Below are 17,414 nucleotides of genomic sequence, written 5' to 3'. Positions count from 1 at the left end.
TTAGCAAAACAATGTCAACATAAGTTTACTCAAGATTGCTTCTCCGTTAGCATATCCAACTATAGGAAATTTATGTACAATCAAGAAGAATCGTTGTGATTCGTGCCATTCTCCGTATTCTTGACCCGTTCATTTTTTATCGCAAATTGTCGTAAGTTTTTTTGCATACAAGGGATTCAGCCATTCGCTTTACAATGTGAAGGCAGATATTCAGAGTTCTTTTTTGCAAAGATCTCCGTTTGTTGTGGGGGTGGATGTCCGATATAGGGGGCTCTTTGTCCGAATAGACCGAGCGGTTGTCCGATTTACCATCTGCCTTGTCCGAATCAGGAGCAAATGTCCGAAAATGAACAGAGTTTTTAATAAAAAAGAAAAACCGCTACTGGGTTTCAGCAGCGGTTACAAGTCTTCTTGCGATTCTTTTGAGTAAGGAATTCCGATTCGAAGCAGCCCTCTTGTTTCCACTCCCCCGAGTCCAGACTCTCCACTAATCGTGTTACGAATAACTTCCCATATGTTTATATGGTCCATAAAGGACGTATAAGCGACTCTTGCGGCCACATAGACTGGATCGACGGCATGGATGTTTACACGCTCAGGAGAGCTTGCAAAGTTAGCTCCTGCCTTGATCAACGATTCAAAGTGCGATTGGCAAGCACCCGCAAAAATGACCATTTGATCAAAGTTCGGATACTTATGGCGTATGTTACGCACCGCTTCAACAAAATAACGAGAATGGCGATACGCTTCCAATTCACGTGTCGTTCCTTTTGCTTTCGAATAAGAATCGTGACCTGTAATCACCACGATCTCCGGTTGGACTTTTTCAATCAACGACATGATTTGACCAGGCATTTCTTTCTCATGCAAATATTGACCATGCACTTGAAGACCTAATTGTTCGTACACGGCGATACATTTTTTCAAAAATAATGGATCCCCATCTACATGAAGAATACGAGGCGGTATTTGAAAATAATTGGCTTCTTTCCCTGTCGTATATCCATTCCCAGCCTCTGATTCCCTAGTCTCCTTCAACAGACGATAATCTTGCCTGAACAAACGATAGGAATAGGACTCTTGCTGATCGACTTGTTCTTTTCTACGGTGGTATTCCGCTCCTGTCACGATTTGCAAGTCTTGAATGTCTGCATCTGCTTCCAGCCGAACGTGCTCCCCGACCAGTTTCACGAGGGGACCATTGGTTGATTGAACCCGAAAGATAATGTCATTTTGATAGGACTTCCTTGTGACTAGATCACCCTTTGATATCATTTTTCCCACCTCACAGAAAACACTACTGTAGTGTATGTGATGGAAAGTCGTATGTGTCAAAAAAAGCACGAACGCTTGGGGCAGCGTTCGTGCTTTACATTACTCTTGATATAAAATATTCGCTAGCTTCGCAAACTCATCCATGGACAAGGATTCACCACGGCGTCTCGGATCGATTTCGATTTGATCCAAATAAGATTGCAGCGCTTCTTTATCATATTGTCCTTTGAAGTGACGAGCCAAATTATTCATTAATGTTTTTCTTCGTTGTCCAAACGTTGCTTTAACAACATCAAAGAAGAAATCCTCATCTTTAACGTCAACCGGAGGCTGATTACGCATCTTCAAGTGAAGAACGGCAGAATCAACATTCGGTTGAGGCTGGAATACGGTCTTCGGAACGTTCATGACAACCTGAGCCTCTGTGTAGTATTGAACAGCAATCGATAAAGATCCGTAACTTTTCGAATTAGGACTCGCTGCCATCCGGTCTGCCACTTCTTTTTGAATCATGACCGTCAAACTGCTGATTGGTAGTCGATCCATCAGAAGTTTCATTAGAATAGGGGTGGTGATGTAGTAAGGCAAGTTTGCCACCACGTGAATCGATTGACCAGAGGTGAACTGTTCCTTGATCACTTCTTCAACGTCCGCTTTCAAAATATCTTGATTGATGACTTCCACATTGTCGTAGTCCTGTAGAGTATCTTCTAATATAGGTAGTAATCGTTGGTCGATTTCAAATGCAACAACCTTGTCTGAATGGATGGCCAATTGTTCGGTCAGTGCTCCGATGCCTGGTCCGATTTCAATAGCCCCTGCTTCCTTCTGGATTCCTGCATGCTCAATAATATTTTTTAAAATATTTACATCCACTAAAAAGTTCTGGCCCAGACTCTTCTTGAACGAAAAACCGTATTTCGCCAATATTTCTTTCGTTCTTGTCGGGGTTGCCACTGCTCGATTATTCATGTCTTTCCTCCTGAACTATTTGCTTCATCGCTTCGTCCAGCTGCTCCAATGTAATGTGGAACATGTTCAAGCGACGTAATAATTGCTTGCCATTCGTTTTTCCTATGTGTAACCGAATCCCCAGCTGCTCGCGCTTTTGGCGAGAAGAAGGGCCACCCAGCAACCCATAAGCTATAAGATCGTCTTTTGTAATGGTTTCCTCCCGGTCCTCTACTAATTCATACACAGAGGCTAACGCTTCACGGATATCCTCCACAGAGGCATGTTCAATACCGATCCCTTTATCTTGCTTTGCGCGAGCCAGGTGTTTCGGTAAAAACGCATGCTTACAATTCGGGACATGCTGAGAAACGATATGGCGGATACGCTCGCCAGGATAATCGGGATCCGTAAAAATGATGATGCCGCGCTTTTTCTCTGCGTGGCGAATTTGCTCAAGTATCGGTGCGTCGATCGCCGAACCGTTCGTTTCGATCGTATCCGCATCGACCGCTTCCCGAATCCGAGCTGTATCATCTTTCCCTTCCACTACAATGACTTCTTTGATTCTCAATGTATCTTCCCCCTGTAAACACGAGCCATAATCTCCTCATATCATACCACGAATCTATACCTCAAGCGACCTTATCAAAACGGAGTTAATACAAGGGTTCGTTACCTAATAAGAGTGAGGTGTGGTTTTGAAACAACTCGCTTTCCTGCGGGGGAACTGCCGAGCCTCCTCGGTCGTTAACACTCCCTGTGGGGTCTCGCCTGAGTCCTTCTCCCGCGGGAGTCTCGCTGTTTCAAAACCACCCCTTTCGACATGTAGGAGGACGAACCCGCGGTATGGTGAGGGGATTGAACATTTTGTAGAATAGAGAGCTATTTAGTAAGCGTCTCCACATCATGCGTTCTGGCAATCGAACTGTTGTTCAATGTTTCCGTTCTTCTCAAAGAAGTAAGAAGGGCTGGGAAATCGTGAGACTCCTATGGGATGTACATGATTGGTGAGATCCCGCAGGGCGAAGCCTGAGGAAGCTCAGCACATGCCCATGGAAAGCGAGTGATTTCCCAGCCCTTCACACACTATACATTGCAACGGAAAACGACCAACAAATAGTAAAAAACAAAAAAGCAGAGGATTGGATCCTCTGCTTATATACTTAATCTAAAATTTTCACTTGAACGTTGCGACGGCCAAAGCTCAGGGCTTGGCTTTTGGAAGGGACGAAAAGGTCGATTCGGTTTCCGTTAATCGCTCCGCCTGTATCTCCTGCAACGGCATAACCATAGCCTTCTACCCAAACACGGCTTCCTAGAGGAATGACGTTCGGGTCGACGGCGATGACTTTCATACCAGGATTGGCTTTCAGGTTAATTCCTGTTGCTGTGATGCCAGAACATCCTGTGCAGTTTGCTGTGTAAGCTGTTGCGTGCATATACAGCGTACGTGAACTGCTTGAGTTTCCACGAGAAACGGTCGTCGCCTCGCTTGAACTAGAAGAAGAGGAGGAAGATGCTGACGCAGTCCGAACAGGAGCCGCTTCTTTTGTGCCGACGGCCACTACTTTTTTCTTACTTTCTTTTTCTACCGTTTCTTTCACCAATTCACGGCTAGCTTCTTCGCCGTTTTTCAAAACGACTTCATACTTCTTCGTCACTAGTCCTTTCTCTCCTGAGGAAATGACTTTCTCTTTCCCCTTAGCAAGAGAACCATCTTTACGGGTTTCTACCGTATAATCAACTTCTTCTTCTACAATGTCTGTTACTTTCTCGACTCGCGTTAACACAACAGGAGTATCTGCGCTCAAGTCTTGACCTTGTGCAGGCTTCAGTTCATCCAGTTCATTCACTGTGACGTTCTGATTCTTCAAGAATTCGCCGACTGTTGAGGCTGTGGACCAGACTTGCTTTTCTTCGCCACCTTCATTGAACGTGACTTGGAACGCCCGATCAAGTTGAATGTCCATGCCGCTTTGAATTGATGTGCTTAGTTCATGTGATAATTCATCGCGTTGTTTTACATCCAACTCCTCTTCTGCGAGGAAGTCACCTATGGTTGAGGCGGTGGTGTGATATTTCTTTGTATCGTTATCATCGACAGCTAGATTGATAGATTTAGATGCTATGTAATCAACATCCATCCCAAACGTTACTGGATCTGTGAGTTCGTGTGATAGTTCGTCGTGTTTCTGTACATCGACTTCAAGTTCTGTCAGTAAATCTCCTACAGTATTAGCATGAGTGCGGATTAATTCAGATTTACCGTCTGTTGTCACTTGTACAGATGCTTTAGTAGCTTCATACGATACGGTTAATAAAAAGGCAATACTTGCGACTGAAATAATAGATATCCAAACCAATGCATTTTTGAACACTGATTGTAGACCATACTTTTTATTCATTCGTTTTTGCCTCCTTTCTTAAGCACGCGTTATATTCTAGTCAACTGGTCATCCCATGTCAATGAAAGCCCCTTACACATAAAAAGGAGCCAGCATGGAATTTGCTGACTCCTCTATTATGCATTTTTACCTACGTGATTAACATAACAAACATGTTACAATTCCCATACATTTTACCCCTTGGTTTTTAACATTAGACCAAAAGTCCTTTATATTACGACTTGATTCCGAAAAATTCGAGGGCATTTGCCGTTGTTACTTCGCTCACTTCTTCGTAGGAGATTTCTTTCAGTTCTGCAATCTGTTCAGCTACAAGTTTGACGTATGCCGGTTCATTTCTTTTTCCACGGTTCGGGTGAGGAGCAAGAAACGGACAATCGGTTTCAACAAGCATGTGCTTCAAGTCAATTTCTTTCGCCACTTCTTTTGGAAGCTTTGCGTTCTTGAACGTGACCGGGCCGCCTAACGAAATCATGAAGTTCATCTCGATGCATTCTTTCGCAATTTCTGGTGGTCCACTATAGCAATGCATGATCCCGCCAACTTCTGCAGCGTTTTCCTCTCGCAGTATCTCTACGATGTCTTCTGTTGCTTCACGATTGTGGATGATAATCGGCATCTTAACCTTTTTAGCCAAGGCGATCTGTTTGCGGAAGACTTCCTTCTGGACCTCGGCTGGTGACTTATCCCAATGATAGTCTAGTCCCATTTCGCCAAGCGCCACGACTTTCGGGTGTGAGGACAGTTCTTCAAGCCACGCTAGGTCTTCATCTGTCATATCGATTGCATCTACGGGATGCCATCCGACCGCAGCATAAATATGTTCATGATCTTCAGCGATCTGAATCGCTTTCGGGATCGTTTTTCGATCAAAACCGACGACAGTCATATATGTGACTCCCGCTTCCTGTGCTCGCCCGATTGTTTCTTCTAAATCATCCTCGAACTGGTCTGCATTCAAATGTACGTGTGTATCAAAAAGCATTCTTCATCCACCTTTCAAAAAAGGAAAAGGGAAAGCATAAGCCTTCCCTCTCTTTCTTATTTCACTTTGGTTCCGTTCGACATCGTCTGGTCGATGGAAGCTAACGCTAGTTTGCCACTTTCGTCTTCCCCAGCAAGAATCATCCCTTGAGACAATTCTCCACGGAGCTTCACGGGTTTCAAGTTGGTTATGCAAATCACTTTTCTACCCTGCAACTCATCCATATCGTAGTGCTCGGCAATTCCGGAGACGACTTGGCGTTGCTCGTACCCAAGATCTAGTTGGATCTTCAACAATTTATCTGCTTTCTTCACTTTCTCTACTTTTGTTATTTCCGCGACACGGAAATCAAGTTTGGTGAAATCATCAATCGTGACTTCCTCTACCTGCTCCTCTTTCACAGGTTTCTTCTCTTCTTTTTTAGGCTCCGGCTTCTTCATCATGTCTTTGATGATTTGCGTTTCCTCTTCGGCATCCAGACGAGGGAAGATCGGGTCATCCTTCTGAACGGCTGTGCCCGCCGGAATCGCTCCGAATTCACTCAAACTCTCCCACGTCTTCAGCGTGTCCTCTTGAATACCAAGCTGCTTGAAGATACGTTCTGGTGTTTGAGTCAAGAACGGCTGCAGCATTACACCGATTTGACGAAGAGACTCGGCCAAGTGAGCCATCACATTGCCTAGGCGATCTTTTTGATGCTCATCTTTTGCAAGCACCCAAGGCTGTGTTTCATCAATATACTTATTGGTACGGCTGACAAACTTCCACAGATCAGCAAGTGCTACAGAGAACTCCATATTCTCTAGAGAATTCTCTACAGAGATACGCGTTTCCTGCGCTAACTGTTCTAGATTCTGGTCGAATTCTTCTTGTCCAAGCGTCAATTCAGGAATATCTCCATCGAAGTATTTGCTGATCATCGCCACTGTACGATTTAGCAAGTTACCCAAATCATTCGCTAGATCATAGTTCGTACGCTCAACAAAGGCTTCTGGTGTGAAGACCCCATCACTACCGAACGGAACTTCACGAAGAAGGTAGTAACGAAGCGCATCGAGTCCATAGCGATCACTCAGTTGAACAGGATCGACGACGTTCCCTTTGGATTTGGACATCTTACCGTCCTTCATTAAAATCCATCCATGTGCGAACACTTGCTTCGGCAACGGAAGGTCCAGCGCCATCAACATAATCGGCCAATAGATCGTATGGAAGCGGACAATTTCCTTTCCAACGAGTTGAACATCCGCTGGCCAGAACTTCTGATAACGTGAGTCATCATCAGAATCGTATCCAAGTGCTGAAATATAGTTACTAAGCGCATCGATCCATACATAAATCACATGCTTCGCATTCCCCGGAACGCCAACGCCCCAATCAAACGTCGTACGGGAAACGGCTAGATCTTCAAGACCTGGCTTAATAAAGTTATTGATCATTTCATTTTTGCGGCTTTCCGGTTGGATGAACTTCGGGTTGTTCTCATAGAACTCCAGAAGCTGATCGACATAATTGCTCATCTTGAAGAAATAGGACTCTTCTTTGACTTTCTCTACAGGTCCTCCACAGTCAGGGCAGTGGCCATCATCTAATTGACGCTCCGTAAAGAACGATTCGCAGGATGTACAGTACCAACCTTCATACTCATCTAAATAAATATCGCCCTTTTCCATTAAGTAATCAAAAATCTTTGCGACCACTTTCTTGTGACGATCTTGTGTTGTACGAATGAAATCATCATAGGAGATATCCAACTTGTCCCATAGTTGGTTGATTCCACTCACAATCTCATCGACATACTCTTGGGGCTTTACGCCTTTTTCTTCCGCTTTTCTTTGGATCTTCTGGCCATGCTCATCCGTTCCGGTCAGGTACATGACCTCGTATCCTTGTAATCGTTTATATCGAGCCATAGCATCGCCCGCTACCGTCGTGTAGGCATGTCCGATATGCAGGTTGCCGCTAGGATAATAAATTGGTGTCGTGATGTAAAAGGTGTTTTTTTCCTCTGGCATCGTTTTCCCTCCTCAATGGATTAAAGCATGCTTCTTATGCTTTTTTCGTTATTGTTTCATTCTATCGATTTATCTACTTTATTTCCATTCCTAACATTAAAATATACCGAATAGAGGCTAAAATTGTCAAAAAGAACGTCATCTCTCTATTTCACATATGTAAATACTCTGGTAAAATAATATGTAAAAGATAGATGGTTATTTCAACCATTTATGGAGTATGAAGATCAATTCTGAGCGCAGATTCAGTTCTGCATTTCCATCTTTCTAAGCCTTTTATATACCCCTATAGGTAACGGGGATTGGAAATGGAATTGCGCTTATAAAGAATTGACACGTCTGGGAATGGTTGGTACTATTATGTCGAGACATATGTCGAAACATGACGAAAAAACTTTTGATTGAGGGGAGACAGAAAAATGAAATCTACAGGTATTGTACGTAAAGTTGATGAACTAGGTCGGGTGGTGATTCCGATTGAACTTCGTCGTACTCTTGGAATCAACGAAAAAGACGCTTTGGAAATTTATGTAGACGATGATCGCATCGTTCTTAAAAAGTACAAGCCAAACATGACTTGCCACGTGACTGGGGAAGTTTCAGACGACAATATGAAACTTGCAAATGGCAACCTTGTATTGAGCCAAGAAGGCGCTCAAAAGCTACTTTCAGAGATTCAAGATCAACTAAACAAGTAAAAACATAAAAAAATAGAGATCAAAAAAACAGAGACGATTATTGAGACGATTAGGTTAAAAAAATCATTAGACTTAAGACATATGTTATAGAAAAATCCCTTACTGTTCACAGAACTGACAGTAAGGGATTTCTTTATTCTACATGATAAGCCTGGTAAACCTCACGTTTCGGCAATTTACGATCAAGGGCCGTTTGTTTGATGGCTGCCTTACTCTTCATGTCCTCTTCTTCTACATAATGATGAACATGCTCCACGATCGAAAGGTGAGACCACCAAGTGTCCCCCTCTTCTTCTCTTTCCGCGGATCCTTCAACAATCACACAGAACTCACCACGAATCTGTTCCTCTGTCGCCCATTGGACGAGTTCAGTCAGTGTTCCGCGAACAAACTCCTCATAGCGTTTCGTCAGTTCACGAGCAAGTGAGGCGTTGCGATCCCCCAATACCTCAGAAGCATGCGTAAGCATCTCTTTCAAACGATGAGGTGATTCATAAAAGACGAGTGTAGCAGACAAACGCTTTAACCGTTCCAACTCTTCAGCGCGGTCTTTCTTTTTTCGTGGCAAAAAGCCACAAAAATAAAACTGATCTGTCGATAAACCCGAACCAGCAAGAGCCGGTAAAGCTGCATTTGCACCTGGTAAGACGACTACAGGAATATCGGCTTCAATCGCTAAAGCCACTAAATCAGAACCCGGATCCGAAATTCCCGGCATTCCCGCATCACTCACCACAGCTAACGACTCGCCCGCTTCCAGACGCTCAATCAGTTGGGGCCCCTTGGTATGCTTGTTGTGTTCATGATAACTCACCAGTAACGTGTGAATATCAAAATGATTCAATAGCTTTTTCGTATTGCGAGTATCTTCAGCGCAAATCGCATCAACCTCATTCAGCGTTTTGACAGCTCTGTAGGTCATATCTTCTAAATTACCAATAGGGGTAGGCACGATTGATAACGTCCCTTTTGAACTTTTATCACTAAAGCTTTTCTGAACCTTCATCCTGATCGCCTCCTTGTTTTGTATTGGATAACCACTTTTCTTTTTGACTTCTCGTCATCCTTTTGATGCGGTACTCCTCTTTCATGGCTTCAACCTTCGTATCATAGGTTTTTGCTATTTCTAAAACAAACGGCCCTCTTCCCCTCGTGTACTTAGCTCCTTTGCCGGACTCATGTTTTCTGATCCTTGCCTCAAGGTCATTGGTGTATCCCGTATAAAGGGTGTCATCTTTGCACCGTAGCATATAGACATAATGATCATCCGCCATACAAGATTTTCCTTAGCTCGGGGGTATATTCATCTGACTCTGTTAACGCATATAAAGGAGGAAGAATGTCCAGTCCTGCTTTTCCATCCCGTGTTCCTTCTATTAATAAGATGTTTGCTTCCTTGCCTTCTTTCGGATACACAAAGCGCATCCGTTTCGGTTCAATCTTATGTTTGCGGAATAACGTTATAATGTCGACAAGCCGCTCCGGCCGATGCACCATCGACACTTTTCCACCTGATTTTGCGAGTTTACTACATGCCTGAATGACATCTTCGAGCGTACAGTGAATCTCGTGTCTTGCAATCGCTAAATGTTCATTTATATTTTTTTGATCCGACTTTGGCGTAGGGAAATAGGGAGGATTACAGGTTACGAGGTCGAACTTATTATTGCCATAACGGGCGGGCATATCTTTTAAATCACCATGAATCACATCGAGCTGATCCTTTAGATCGTTCAGTTCTATGTTGCGCACCGCCATATCATAAAGGCGTTCCTGTATTTCAACACCAGTGATCGGTACTTGAGAGCGCGTTGACAAAAACAATGGAATGACACCATTGCCCGTACAAAGGTCCAGAATCTTTCCACGCGTTTTCGGTACATACGTGAAATCAGCCAAGACGACAGCATCTAAAGAAAAGGCAAACACTGTCGGGCTTTGAATGATACGCATATTCTCTTCTGCTAGTAAAAAATCAATTCGTTCATCACCATACAATTGAACCATGCTTCTCCGTTCCTTTCTTATATCTATATAACAACTCAGTCGAAAACCTGTTCTTCTGATCACCGATGATGATCTAATACAGGATACAAAGAAAGCCCTTCCTCAAGTGGATCAAGGAAAGGCTTGGACCTGGGATTATTTTTTCTTATTCAAAAACGATAGACAGAACAGGCAATCCTCGTCTCTCGGACTACCGAAGTGGAGGTTACAAATATGAAACCCTTCTTCATAAAGCCTGGCCAAGTTATCATAACCTTCTCCAACAACAGCACCACGATCTTGTTTGGTACCGGAGGATGAGGTTTTCGACTCTTGTTCGTTCTCTTGATCTAAACGTTGTCTTAAATGATGATTCTCAAGCGATAAATGCTGATTCTCTTCCAATAAATAGGCTAGTTGTTTTTTCAAATCGCCCAGCTGTTCATACAGTTCACCGATTTGACTTTCTAAGTGAGATACTTGTTCAAAAATGGCTTTCTTCTTCACGCTTGACTCCACCTTTTTATTCTGAAGCTTCGGTTTGGAGGACGCCTTCATCGATTAACTCTTGCAACGAATATTCAAGGACACGTTCTTTTTCACGAAATTCGACTTGGACCATTCGCTCAAGCATATTGAGTCCGACGACTTTTCCTTTTCCGTAAGAAGTCGCAATGCTTTCACCGAGATCAGGAAGCTCTTTTTTAGCTGCTTCATAGTCATCATTCTCATATTTGAGACAACACATCAGACGACCACATAAGCCAGAGATTTTGGCTGGGTTCAAGGAGAGGTTTTGGTCTTTAGCCATTTTGATTGATACCGGTTCAAAATCGCCTAAGAATGTGGAACAGCATAGCATACGCCCACATGGACCAATTCCGCCTAACATCTTAGCTTCGTCACGAACCCCGATTTGGCGCAGTTCAATACGCGTTTTGAAGACGGAAGCTAAGTCTTTCACCAATGTTCGGAAGTCTACACGACCATCGGCTGTAAAATAAAAGATCACTTTATTGCGATCAAATGTATATTCAACATCGACAAGATTCATGTCCAATTTATGTTCGCGAATTTTCTTTTCACACACACGGTAAGCCTCGGAGGCATTGTCCTTGTTTTCATCCACGGTGACTTTATCTTTGTCGTCCGCCATACGGATCACTTTCTTAAGAGGCAGTACGACATCCTCTTCGTCCACGGATTTATTAGCAATCACAACTTTTCCGAATTCAATTCCCCGAACGGTCTCGACAATGACGTAATCTTGCGTTGTCATTTGAAGCCCGCCTGGATCAAAATAGTAGATCTTTCCCGCCTGTTTAAATCGGACACCTACAACTTCGATCATTCGATCATCACCTCTGTAGTTGAAGGGTAAGTTGTTCCATCACTAAATTAGGATGGACATTTTGATTTATCTTTTGCTTCGCCTCTAAAACATAAGTCAAACACGCAGCAGCTGATTGACGAGACCATCTCATCGTTGCTTGGTTCAATCTCTCTTTCTCTGTGACAAAAACAATGGCATCATCCCGGTCCACATATTGATTGATCACATCTTGAAACCAGAGCATTAACACATCGAGACCGCGTTGTATTTGAGTTCGTTCTTTAAAGTGAGGCATCCACTGATGGTTGATAAATAAGAGTCCTTCGTTTGGTTTATTTTGAAGCACTTCAATTAATTGTATCACTAATTTTCGCACATTAGCAAACCACTCATCCTCGTTCATTTCAAGCGCTTCTGTCAAATTATTCGTGAGAGATGCCAAAAGTTTGGCATTCGACTCGGATACGCCTTCCTGAACAAGTTTCTCTTCGACACGTTTCGCATTCAATGGTTGAAAAGCGAGTAATTGACACCGGGAACGGATGGTATCTAGCATGGTCTGCCCGCTTTCCGTCAATAACATCGCTGTAGTTTGCTGACTGGGCTCCTCAAGAAATTTGAGTAAACGGTTAGAAGCATTGATCGTCATGCGATCGGCATCCACAATAATGTATACTTTTCGATTTGATTCTAACCCTGTATATGTGAATTCTTTCTGTAAGTGAAGAATTTGCTCTTTCTTAATCGACTGACCGTCCGGTTCAATCCAGTGCAGATCGGGGTGATTCCCAGAATCGATCCGTTTGCAATCCCGACAGTGTTGACACGGTTCCGCCCCTTCTCTCTCTTTGCAAAAAATACTTTTCGCAAAAAGAAGCGCCATGTCCTTTTTGCCTGTCCCACGGTTGCCTTGAAACAAGTAGGCGTGGGAGATACGGTCTTTCTTGAAACTATTCATGAGCATTTGACCAGCCAGTGGCTGTAACTCTTTCATCTCTTCCCATGTCTGCATGTTACCTTCCGTCCTTACGTATATAAATTGATCAGCAGACCTTTGATCTCCCCAATGATGCCAAGCAGGTCGATCGAGCCTTTTTCCTGGTCCATGACCGCTTCAGTAAGCTCAGCCAACTTCTCATCGACGGACTCGACAATCGTCAGCTTCCTCGTTTGACCATTCGGATTCCAGCTACGAGAATGTTTTAAGTTCATTCCGTATTGAACTGACTCTTTAACAAAATCCTTGATGAGTCGCTTATACTTCGCTAAATCGCGGAATGAGCGAAGGCGTGCGACACGTTCTCCTTGCGTCGTAATTTTCGACATGAGCTGACTCAACTGAGCTTCCTGCAATTGACGACTTTGGGATTGGACAAGAGTATCGAAGTTCGGCTTCCCTTTTAATGTCTGAGGTGCCTGCTTCTGAGCCGATTCCATCTGTGTACGCATGTCCTGACTTATTTTCATCGTGAAACTCCTTTATATTAAACAGTATGATGCGATTTCGTCTTCCTAGTATGGAGAAAGGTGGTCTAGTAAATAGCTCGCTTTCCGCGGGGCGGGCGCTGAGCCTCCTCAGGCTTCGCCTTTCGGGGTCTCACCTGTCCCGCAGATCCCGCAGGAGTCTCACCATTTCCTCGGCCACCCAACTATATAGAGAAGGACGAAACAATAAGAATACAGCTGTTTGAGAAATAACCTCCCCCTTACCTCAATCATAGTCTTTAAACTAAATAATCAATGGGAGGGGGTGGAAAAAAGTCAGCATTCTTATTCCTTACAAGCAGGAGGGATAGGTTTTACAAAACTATTTCTAAAATTGGAAGAAGGATTCGACTGGTAAAATAAAGACGGTCGCTCCTCCGACTTCTACTTTTACAGGTTTCGGTATATAAGAATCCGCATTGCCGCCCATAGGCGAGATCGGTGCGATCATCTGCTCACGCTGACTGCAGTTTTCTTTAATGACGCCAAGAACATCGTCGACCTGGTCATCATCACACCCGATCATAAACGTCGTATTTCCTTCTCTTAAGAAACCACCCGTCGTCGATAACTTTGTCGTTTGGATGTCATTCTCAGCTAACGCATCGGTCAAACGATTGCTATCTTTATCTTGTACAACGGCAACAATCATCTTCATGGAGTAAATCCTCCTCGTATTTTTATCCTATTATAACAAACTCACTTCTTCAGGGATGGTAAATAAGGAAGGAGCTTGTCGTATGCGGCTTGCTTCACTGTCTCAATCGAAGGGGAAGCATCAATGACTTGGATACGATCGGGATAACGAGCCGCTAGTGTATGATAGGCTTGATACACTTTTTCGTGGAAGTCAAGCTTCTCTAAATCCAGACGGTTCTGCTCTCTTCCTTTATTCGCTTCAATTCGTGCTAATCCCTTTTCCGGCTGGATATCAAACAAGAACGTAACCTCCGGCATACAGGACTCGATCGCAAATTCGTTGATTTTAAAAACATCATCCATGCCAAGACCACGTGCATATCCCTGATAGGCAAGGCTAGAATCTATAAATCGGTCACAGAGCACAACCATTCCTTGCTCTAGTGCTGGAATGACCTTTTCGATTAAATGTTGTCTTCTGGCAGCTGCATATAATAAGGCTTCCGTGCGACTGTCCATCGCTGTGTGTGCGGGCTCTAGAATTACGTGGCGTATTTTCTCAGCAATTTCGATGCCTCCTGGCTCACGCGTTTCAAGCACCGGATAGCCTTCTTCTTTCAATTGATGGCCAAGTTCTTTCAACACCGAGCTCTTTCCGGCTCCTTCGCCACCTTCAAACGTTACAAACAATCCTGTCACATCGATTCTCCTTTAAACACTTGAATTCCATGTTCAATTTCATCATTTTGAAAACGGGCTCCCTGCTTGATCAGAGCCTCTATATAGTCAATATGCTCGTTAGAAATACGCTCACCTTTCATAATGACTGGAATCCCGGGAGGATAGGGAATCACGGCTTCGGCTGCAATGCTATTTGCGGCTTTCCCCCACGAACATTCCTCCGTAGGTACGTCATCCATATCCGAGTAGCTCATTTCTAACGATTGAACGGATGGAATCGTTGGTTGATCTACCTTTATTGTAGCATGCTTCGGCTGTTTTTTTAATCGACAATCCACCTCTGTAAGTCGTTCATTCAACTCCTGTATTGAGAAACTCTCACCGAGCCCAAATGTCAACAACACCTGATCCGTCGTAGCAAGCTCCGGATCGATCCTACACTCCTCGAGCACCTTTGCCACTGCGAATCCCGTGCTTCTCTTCACCTCTAATATAAGCTTAAGCGGATCATCCCATATACTTACTGGTAACACCCGCCAGTGATCATAGGTGGCAAACAATTCCCGTGTTTGCTCAACAAATGAAAATACGGCCTCCACCTCTTCTTCGTTTAGGTTCGCCAAAAAATGTCTAGCCAAATCAAGGCTCGCCATCAGAGTATAGGAAGGACTACTCGACTGGAGCATTTGCAGATAATGGCGAAGTCTGCGATCATCCACATACCTCGTCTTCATATGTAAAAAAGATGCCATCGTCATCGCTGGTGCCATTTTGTGAGCAGATTGAACGACCACATCAGCACCCGCGTCTATAGCCGTTGTTGGAAAGGACGGCGATACCTTGAAATGAACACCATGCGCCTCATCAATCAATAGAGGAAGCTCGTGTTCATGTACAAGCTGCGCAATCTCTTTTAAGGGATAAGCTCTACCGAAATAATCAGGATAAGTAAGTAACACGCCTTTTGCTTCTGGATACTGCTTTAAAGCATTTTCAATCGACGCTTTCGTCACAAGACTATAGCGATTCGTCTCCTCTTCCCATTCCGGTGCTACGAAAATCGGTTCAGCTCCTGCCAGTTCTAGTCCATTCAAGACAGACTTATGACAGTTCCGCTGAACTACCAGTTGATCCCCTGGTCGACAAACCGCCATAACCATAGCTAAGTTCCCGATTGTCGACCCATTTACTAGAAAATAGGATCGATCACTTTGAAAATAGTGACTGACTAACTGTTGGGCGTCTGCAATGATCCCCTCTGGGGCATGCAAATCATCCAATCCTGTAATCTCTGTCGCATCAAGATTCAGCACCTTTTCAAAGGTGGATTTTGCCTTATTAGAAAAAATCCTTCCATACTTATGGCCTGGCACATGAAAGGATATCGGCTTCTTTTCTTTATTGACCATCAAGGCATCGTAAAGTGGTGTTTCATTTTGCTTCATTATCATCCCTCATTCATTTCCTCTTATTAGCGATTGTACATCGTTTTACAACCATCTGCACGATTTTCATAGAAATGAAAAAGCCACCTCTTTGAATGAGATGGCTTTCATAGCTGCTACTAGAACTAAGATACAATGACCGATCGTTGGGCTTTGGACATTTGATCAATAAAATATTGATACTTCGGATCGTCTGCAGACGTCTGTATCATTTCTTTTTCACATGAGTGACAAATATATACCCGTAATAAATAGATTCCATCATCCGTCCTACTCGAACAAATGCTGCAACAATCTTTATTTTTCATTCCGTTCCGCCTCCCCTTTTTTCTTGCTTATTCCTAGTATCTCCGACTCTATGAAATTTATACTTCTTTTTCTATCAAACTGCTCCGTACAAGTCACTTAGCTTTATGAAAAAGTTGGAACCGTTTACGATAGAGAAGAGAAGTGAACAAAAGATAGAGGAGGATAATAGTATGAAGAAAGTCGTTGTTACAGGTGGTAGTGGATTACTAGGTCCATGGGTAATCAAAGAGTTGATATAACATGGATATGATGTAATCAATGCAGACGTGAAAAAACCTGATGAAGAATTATGCCCGACCGTCATCACAGACTTAACGGATCTAGGACAAGTCTATGGCGTGTTAAAAGACGCCGAAGCTGTCATCCACACCGGCGCCATCCCCGTCGCGTACTCCCACCCAGACGAAGTCACGTTCCAAAACAATGTCACCTCGACGTATAACGTCTTAGAGGCTGCAGGTACCCTTGGTATTCGAAGGAGCGCCATCGCTTCAAGCGAATCCTCCTACGGCATTGTATTCTCTAAAAAAGGGCTTGAACCAGAATACGTCCCCATCGACGAAGAACACCCACAACGTCCTGAAGATAGCTATGGATTGTCGAAGATCGTGAACGAACAGACAGCAAAGATGATTAATAACCGCACAGGCATGTCTGTTGTATCCTTACGCTTAGGAAACATCATTACGCCAAACATGTACGACATGTTCCCAGACTTCATTCACGACCCCGAACAGAGAAAAACGATCCTTTGGAGCTACATCGATGCAAGGGATGCAGCTACTGCCTTTCGATTAGCTATCGAAAACGACAACCTCGGTGCAATTGAATTGAACATTGCCGCTGACGACACGAGCATGGATGTGAGTAGTGATGAATTGATGGCTACTGCTTTCCCTGAGGTCCACGATTTTCGAGAAGAACTTCATGGCTACGAAACGCTCTTATCGAACAAGAAAGCCAAAACAGCGTTGGACTGGCAACCTGTTCATCAATGGAGAGACTATGTAAAGCTAAAATAAATAACGAAACAAAAAACCCCTTAGAAGAACGAATCTTCTAAGGGGTTTTTTCAAATGACGTGGCGGCGTCCTACTCTCACGGGGGTAAACCCGACTACCATCGGCGCTGAAGAGCTTAACTGCTGTGTTCGGCATGGGAACAGGTGTGACCTCTTCGCCTTCACCACCACATCATATAAGGT

General features: G+C 43.8%; 18 protein-coding genes, 1 rRNA gene and 1 pseudogene. 2 read left to right on the top strand and 18 right to left on the bottom strand.

What is annotated here, in order from left to right; genetic code table 11:
- Window positions 1–399: 399 nt before the first annotated feature.
- The 6 genes from yabG to metG form a co-directional block, all read right to left on the bottom strand.
- The gene (gene yabG, locus H0266_RS19075) at window positions 400–1,275 is read right to left on the bottom strand and encodes a sporulation peptidase YabG (protein WP_181474039.1); all 876 of its coding nucleotides are present in this window, start codon (window positions 1,273–1,275) and stop codon (window positions 400–402) included.
- A gap of 99 nt (window positions 1,276–1,374) precedes the next feature.
- Complete coding sequence (gene rsmA, locus H0266_RS19070) at window positions 1,375–2,247, bottom strand: 16S rRNA (adenine(1518)-N(6)/adenine(1519)-N(6))-dimethyltransferase RsmA (RefSeq protein WP_181474038.1); 873 nt, start codon at window positions 2,245–2,247, stop codon at window positions 1,375–1,377.
- Window positions 2,240–2,800 carry a ribonuclease M5 gene (gene rnmV, locus H0266_RS19065; RefSeq protein ID WP_181474037.1) on the bottom strand — a complete coding sequence of 187 codons (561 nt, stop codon included), beginning with the start codon at window positions 2,798–2,800 and terminating at the stop codon, window positions 2,240–2,242. The genes rsmA and rnmV overlap by 8 nt, the downstream gene beginning before the upstream one ends.
- Before the next feature lie 592 nt (window positions 2,801–3,392).
- Complete coding sequence (locus H0266_RS19060) at window positions 3,393–4,634, bottom strand: G5 and 3D domain-containing protein (RefSeq protein ID WP_181474036.1); 1,242 nt, start codon at window positions 4,632–4,634, stop codon at window positions 3,393–3,395.
- A gap of 214 nt (window positions 4,635–4,848) precedes the next feature.
- Window positions 4,849–5,619 (bottom strand): TatD family hydrolase, encoded by a 771-nt coding sequence (locus H0266_RS19055; RefSeq protein ID WP_181474035.1) that lies wholly within the window; start codon window positions 5,617–5,619, stop codon window positions 4,849–4,851.
- A gap of 56 nt (window positions 5,620–5,675) precedes the next feature.
- Window positions 5,676–7,634 (bottom strand): methionine--tRNA ligase, encoded by a 1,959-nt coding sequence (metG, locus tag H0266_RS19050; protein ID WP_181474034.1) that lies wholly within the window; start codon window positions 7,632–7,634, stop codon window positions 5,676–5,678.
- Window positions 7,635–8,053: 419 nt separating this feature from the next.
- Between metG and abrB the strand changes: the two genes are divergently transcribed.
- Window positions 8,054–8,332 carry a transition state genes transcriptional regulator AbrB gene (abrB, locus tag H0266_RS19045; protein WP_181474033.1) on the top strand — a complete coding sequence of 93 codons (279 nt, stop codon included), beginning with the start codon at window positions 8,054–8,056 and terminating at the stop codon, window positions 8,330–8,332.
- 133 nt (window positions 8,333–8,465) lie between these two features.
- Here abrB and rsmI read toward each other — a convergent pair whose 3' ends face one another.
- From rsmI to H0266_RS18990, 11 genes are all read right to left on the bottom strand, one after another.
- The gene (gene rsmI, locus H0266_RS19040) at window positions 8,466–9,338 is read right to left on the bottom strand and encodes a 16S rRNA (cytidine(1402)-2'-O)-methyltransferase (RefSeq protein ID WP_181474032.1); all 873 of its coding nucleotides are present in this window, start codon (window positions 9,336–9,338) and stop codon (window positions 8,466–8,468) included.
- The gene (locus tag H0266_RS19035) at window positions 9,316–9,606 is read right to left on the bottom strand and encodes a GIY-YIG nuclease family protein (protein ID WP_181474031.1); all 291 of its coding nucleotides are present in this window, start codon (window positions 9,604–9,606) and stop codon (window positions 9,316–9,318) included. Before H0266_RS19035 ends, rsmI begins: the two co-directional genes overlap by 23 nt.
- Window positions 9,596–10,339, bottom strand: coding sequence for a tRNA1(Val) (adenine(37)-N6)-methyltransferase (locus tag H0266_RS19030; protein ID WP_181474030.1), 744 nt, complete (start codon window positions 10,337–10,339; stop codon window positions 9,596–9,598). The genes H0266_RS19035 and H0266_RS19030 overlap by 11 nt, the downstream gene beginning before the upstream one ends.
- 135 nt (window positions 10,340–10,474) lie before the next feature.
- On the bottom strand, window positions 10,475–10,825 hold the full coding sequence (yabA, locus tag H0266_RS19025) for a DNA replication initiation control protein YabA (protein ID WP_181474029.1): 351 nt from the start codon (window positions 10,823–10,825) through the stop codon (window positions 10,475–10,477).
- Window positions 10,826–10,841: 16 nt separating this feature from the next.
- A complete protein-coding gene (locus H0266_RS19020) occupies window positions 10,842–11,669 on the bottom strand; it encodes a PSP1 domain-containing protein (protein ID WP_181474028.1) in 828 nt (275 codons plus the stop codon).
- Between the two features lie 7 nt (window positions 11,670–11,676).
- On the bottom strand, window positions 11,677–12,663 hold the full coding sequence (holB, locus tag H0266_RS19015; protein WP_181474027.1) for a DNA polymerase III subunit delta': 987 nt from the start codon (window positions 12,661–12,663) through the stop codon (window positions 11,677–11,679).
- A gap of 14 nt (window positions 12,664–12,677) precedes the next feature.
- Window positions 12,678–13,118 carry a YaaR family protein gene (locus H0266_RS19010; RefSeq protein ID WP_181474026.1) on the bottom strand — a complete coding sequence of 147 codons (441 nt, stop codon included), beginning with the start codon at window positions 13,116–13,118 and terminating at the stop codon, window positions 12,678–12,680.
- A gap of 346 nt (window positions 13,119–13,464) precedes the next feature.
- Entirely contained in the window at window positions 13,465–13,794 is a 330-nt protein-coding gene (locus H0266_RS19005; RefSeq protein WP_181474025.1) for a cyclic-di-AMP receptor, read from the bottom strand.
- Window positions 13,795–13,835: 41 nt separating this feature from the next.
- Complete coding sequence (gene tmk / locus H0266_RS19000; RefSeq protein WP_181474024.1) at window positions 13,836–14,474, bottom strand: dTMP kinase; 639 nt, start codon at window positions 14,472–14,474, stop codon at window positions 13,836–13,838.
- Window positions 14,471–15,901, bottom strand: a complete 1,431-nt coding sequence (locus H0266_RS18995) for an aminotransferase class I/II-fold pyridoxal phosphate-dependent enzyme (RefSeq protein ID WP_246364274.1) — start codon at window positions 15,899–15,901, stop codon at window positions 14,471–14,473. The genes tmk and H0266_RS18995 overlap by 4 nt, the downstream gene beginning before the upstream one ends.
- Before the next feature lie 125 nt (window positions 15,902–16,026).
- Window positions 16,027–16,209: a sigma factor G inhibitor Gin gene (locus tag H0266_RS18990; protein WP_181474022.1), complete on the bottom strand. Its 183-nt coding sequence runs from the start codon at window positions 16,207–16,209 to the stop codon at window positions 16,027–16,029.
- Between the two features lie 171 nt (window positions 16,210–16,380).
- Here H0266_RS18990 and H0266_RS18985 point away from each other — a divergent pair.
- Window positions 16,381–17,232: pseudogene (locus H0266_RS18985) on the top strand (NAD-dependent epimerase/dehydratase family protein).
- A gap of 57 nt (window positions 17,233–17,289) precedes the next feature.
- Here H0266_RS18985 and rrf read toward each other — a convergent pair.
- Window positions 17,290–17,403, bottom strand: a 5S ribosomal RNA gene (rrf, locus tag H0266_RS18980).
- Window positions 17,404–17,414: the final 11 nt, after the last annotated feature.

It is taken from the genome of Halobacillus locisalis (assembly GCF_013694105.1).
In the GTDB taxonomy this organism is placed as follows: domain Bacteria; phylum Bacillota; class Bacilli; order Bacillales; family Halobacillaceae; genus Halobacillus; species Halobacillus locisalis.
Note: the sequence above shows the minus strand (reverse complement) of the source record. Positions and strands in the feature narration are given on the sequence as shown.

Coding starts and splice junctions, on each gene's coding strand:
- yabG (WP_181474039.1), bottom strand. CDS start 1,275: ATGATATCAAAGGGTGATCTAGTCACAAGGAAGTCCTATCAAAATGAC.
- rsmA (WP_181474038.1), bottom strand. CDS start 2,247: ATGAATAATCGAGCAGTGGCAACCCCGACAAGAACGAAAGAAATATTG.
- H0266_RS19060 (WP_181474036.1), bottom strand. CDS start 4,634: ATGAATAAAAAGTATGGTCTACAATCAGTGTTCAAAAATGCATTGGTT.
- H0266_RS19055 (WP_181474035.1), bottom strand. CDS start 5,619: ATGCTTTTTGATACACACGTACATTTGAATGCAGACCAGTTCGAGGAT.
- metG (WP_181474034.1), bottom strand. CDS start 7,634: ATGCCAGAGGAAAAAAACACCTTTTACATCACGACACCAATTTATTAT.
- abrB (WP_181474033.1), top strand. CDS start 8,054: ATGAAATCTACAGGTATTGTACGTAAAGTTGATGAACTAGGTCGGGTG.
- rsmI (WP_181474032.1), bottom strand. CDS start 9,338: ATGAAGGTTCAGAAAAGCTTTAGTGATAAAAGTTCAAAAGGGACGTTA.
- H0266_RS19035 (WP_181474031.1), bottom strand. CDS start 9,606: ATGGCGGATGATCATTATGTCTATATGCTACGGTGCAAAGATGACACC.
- H0266_RS19030 (WP_181474030.1), bottom strand. CDS start 10,339: ATGGTTCAATTGTATGGTGATGAACGAATTGATTTTTTACTAGCAGAA.
- H0266_RS19020 (WP_181474028.1), bottom strand. CDS start 11,669: ATGATCGAAGTTGTAGGTGTCCGATTTAAACAGGCGGGAAAGATCTAC.
- holB (WP_181474027.1), bottom strand. CDS start 12,663: ATGCAGACATGGGAAGAGATGAAAGAGTTACAGCCACTGGCTGGTCAA.
- H0266_RS19010 (WP_181474026.1), bottom strand. CDS start 13,118: ATGAAAATAAGTCAGGACATGCGTACACAGATGGAATCGGCTCAGAAG.
- H0266_RS19005 (WP_181474025.1), bottom strand. CDS start 13,794: ATGAAGATGATTGTTGCCGTTGTACAAGATAAAGATAGCAATCGTTTG.
- H0266_RS18995 (WP_246364274.1), bottom strand. CDS start 15,901: ATGAAGCAAAATGAAACACCACTTTACGATGCCTTGATGGTCAATAAA.
- H0266_RS18990 (WP_181474022.1), bottom strand. CDS start 16,209: ATGAAAAATAAAGATTGTTGCAGCATTTGTTCGAGTAGGACGGATGAT.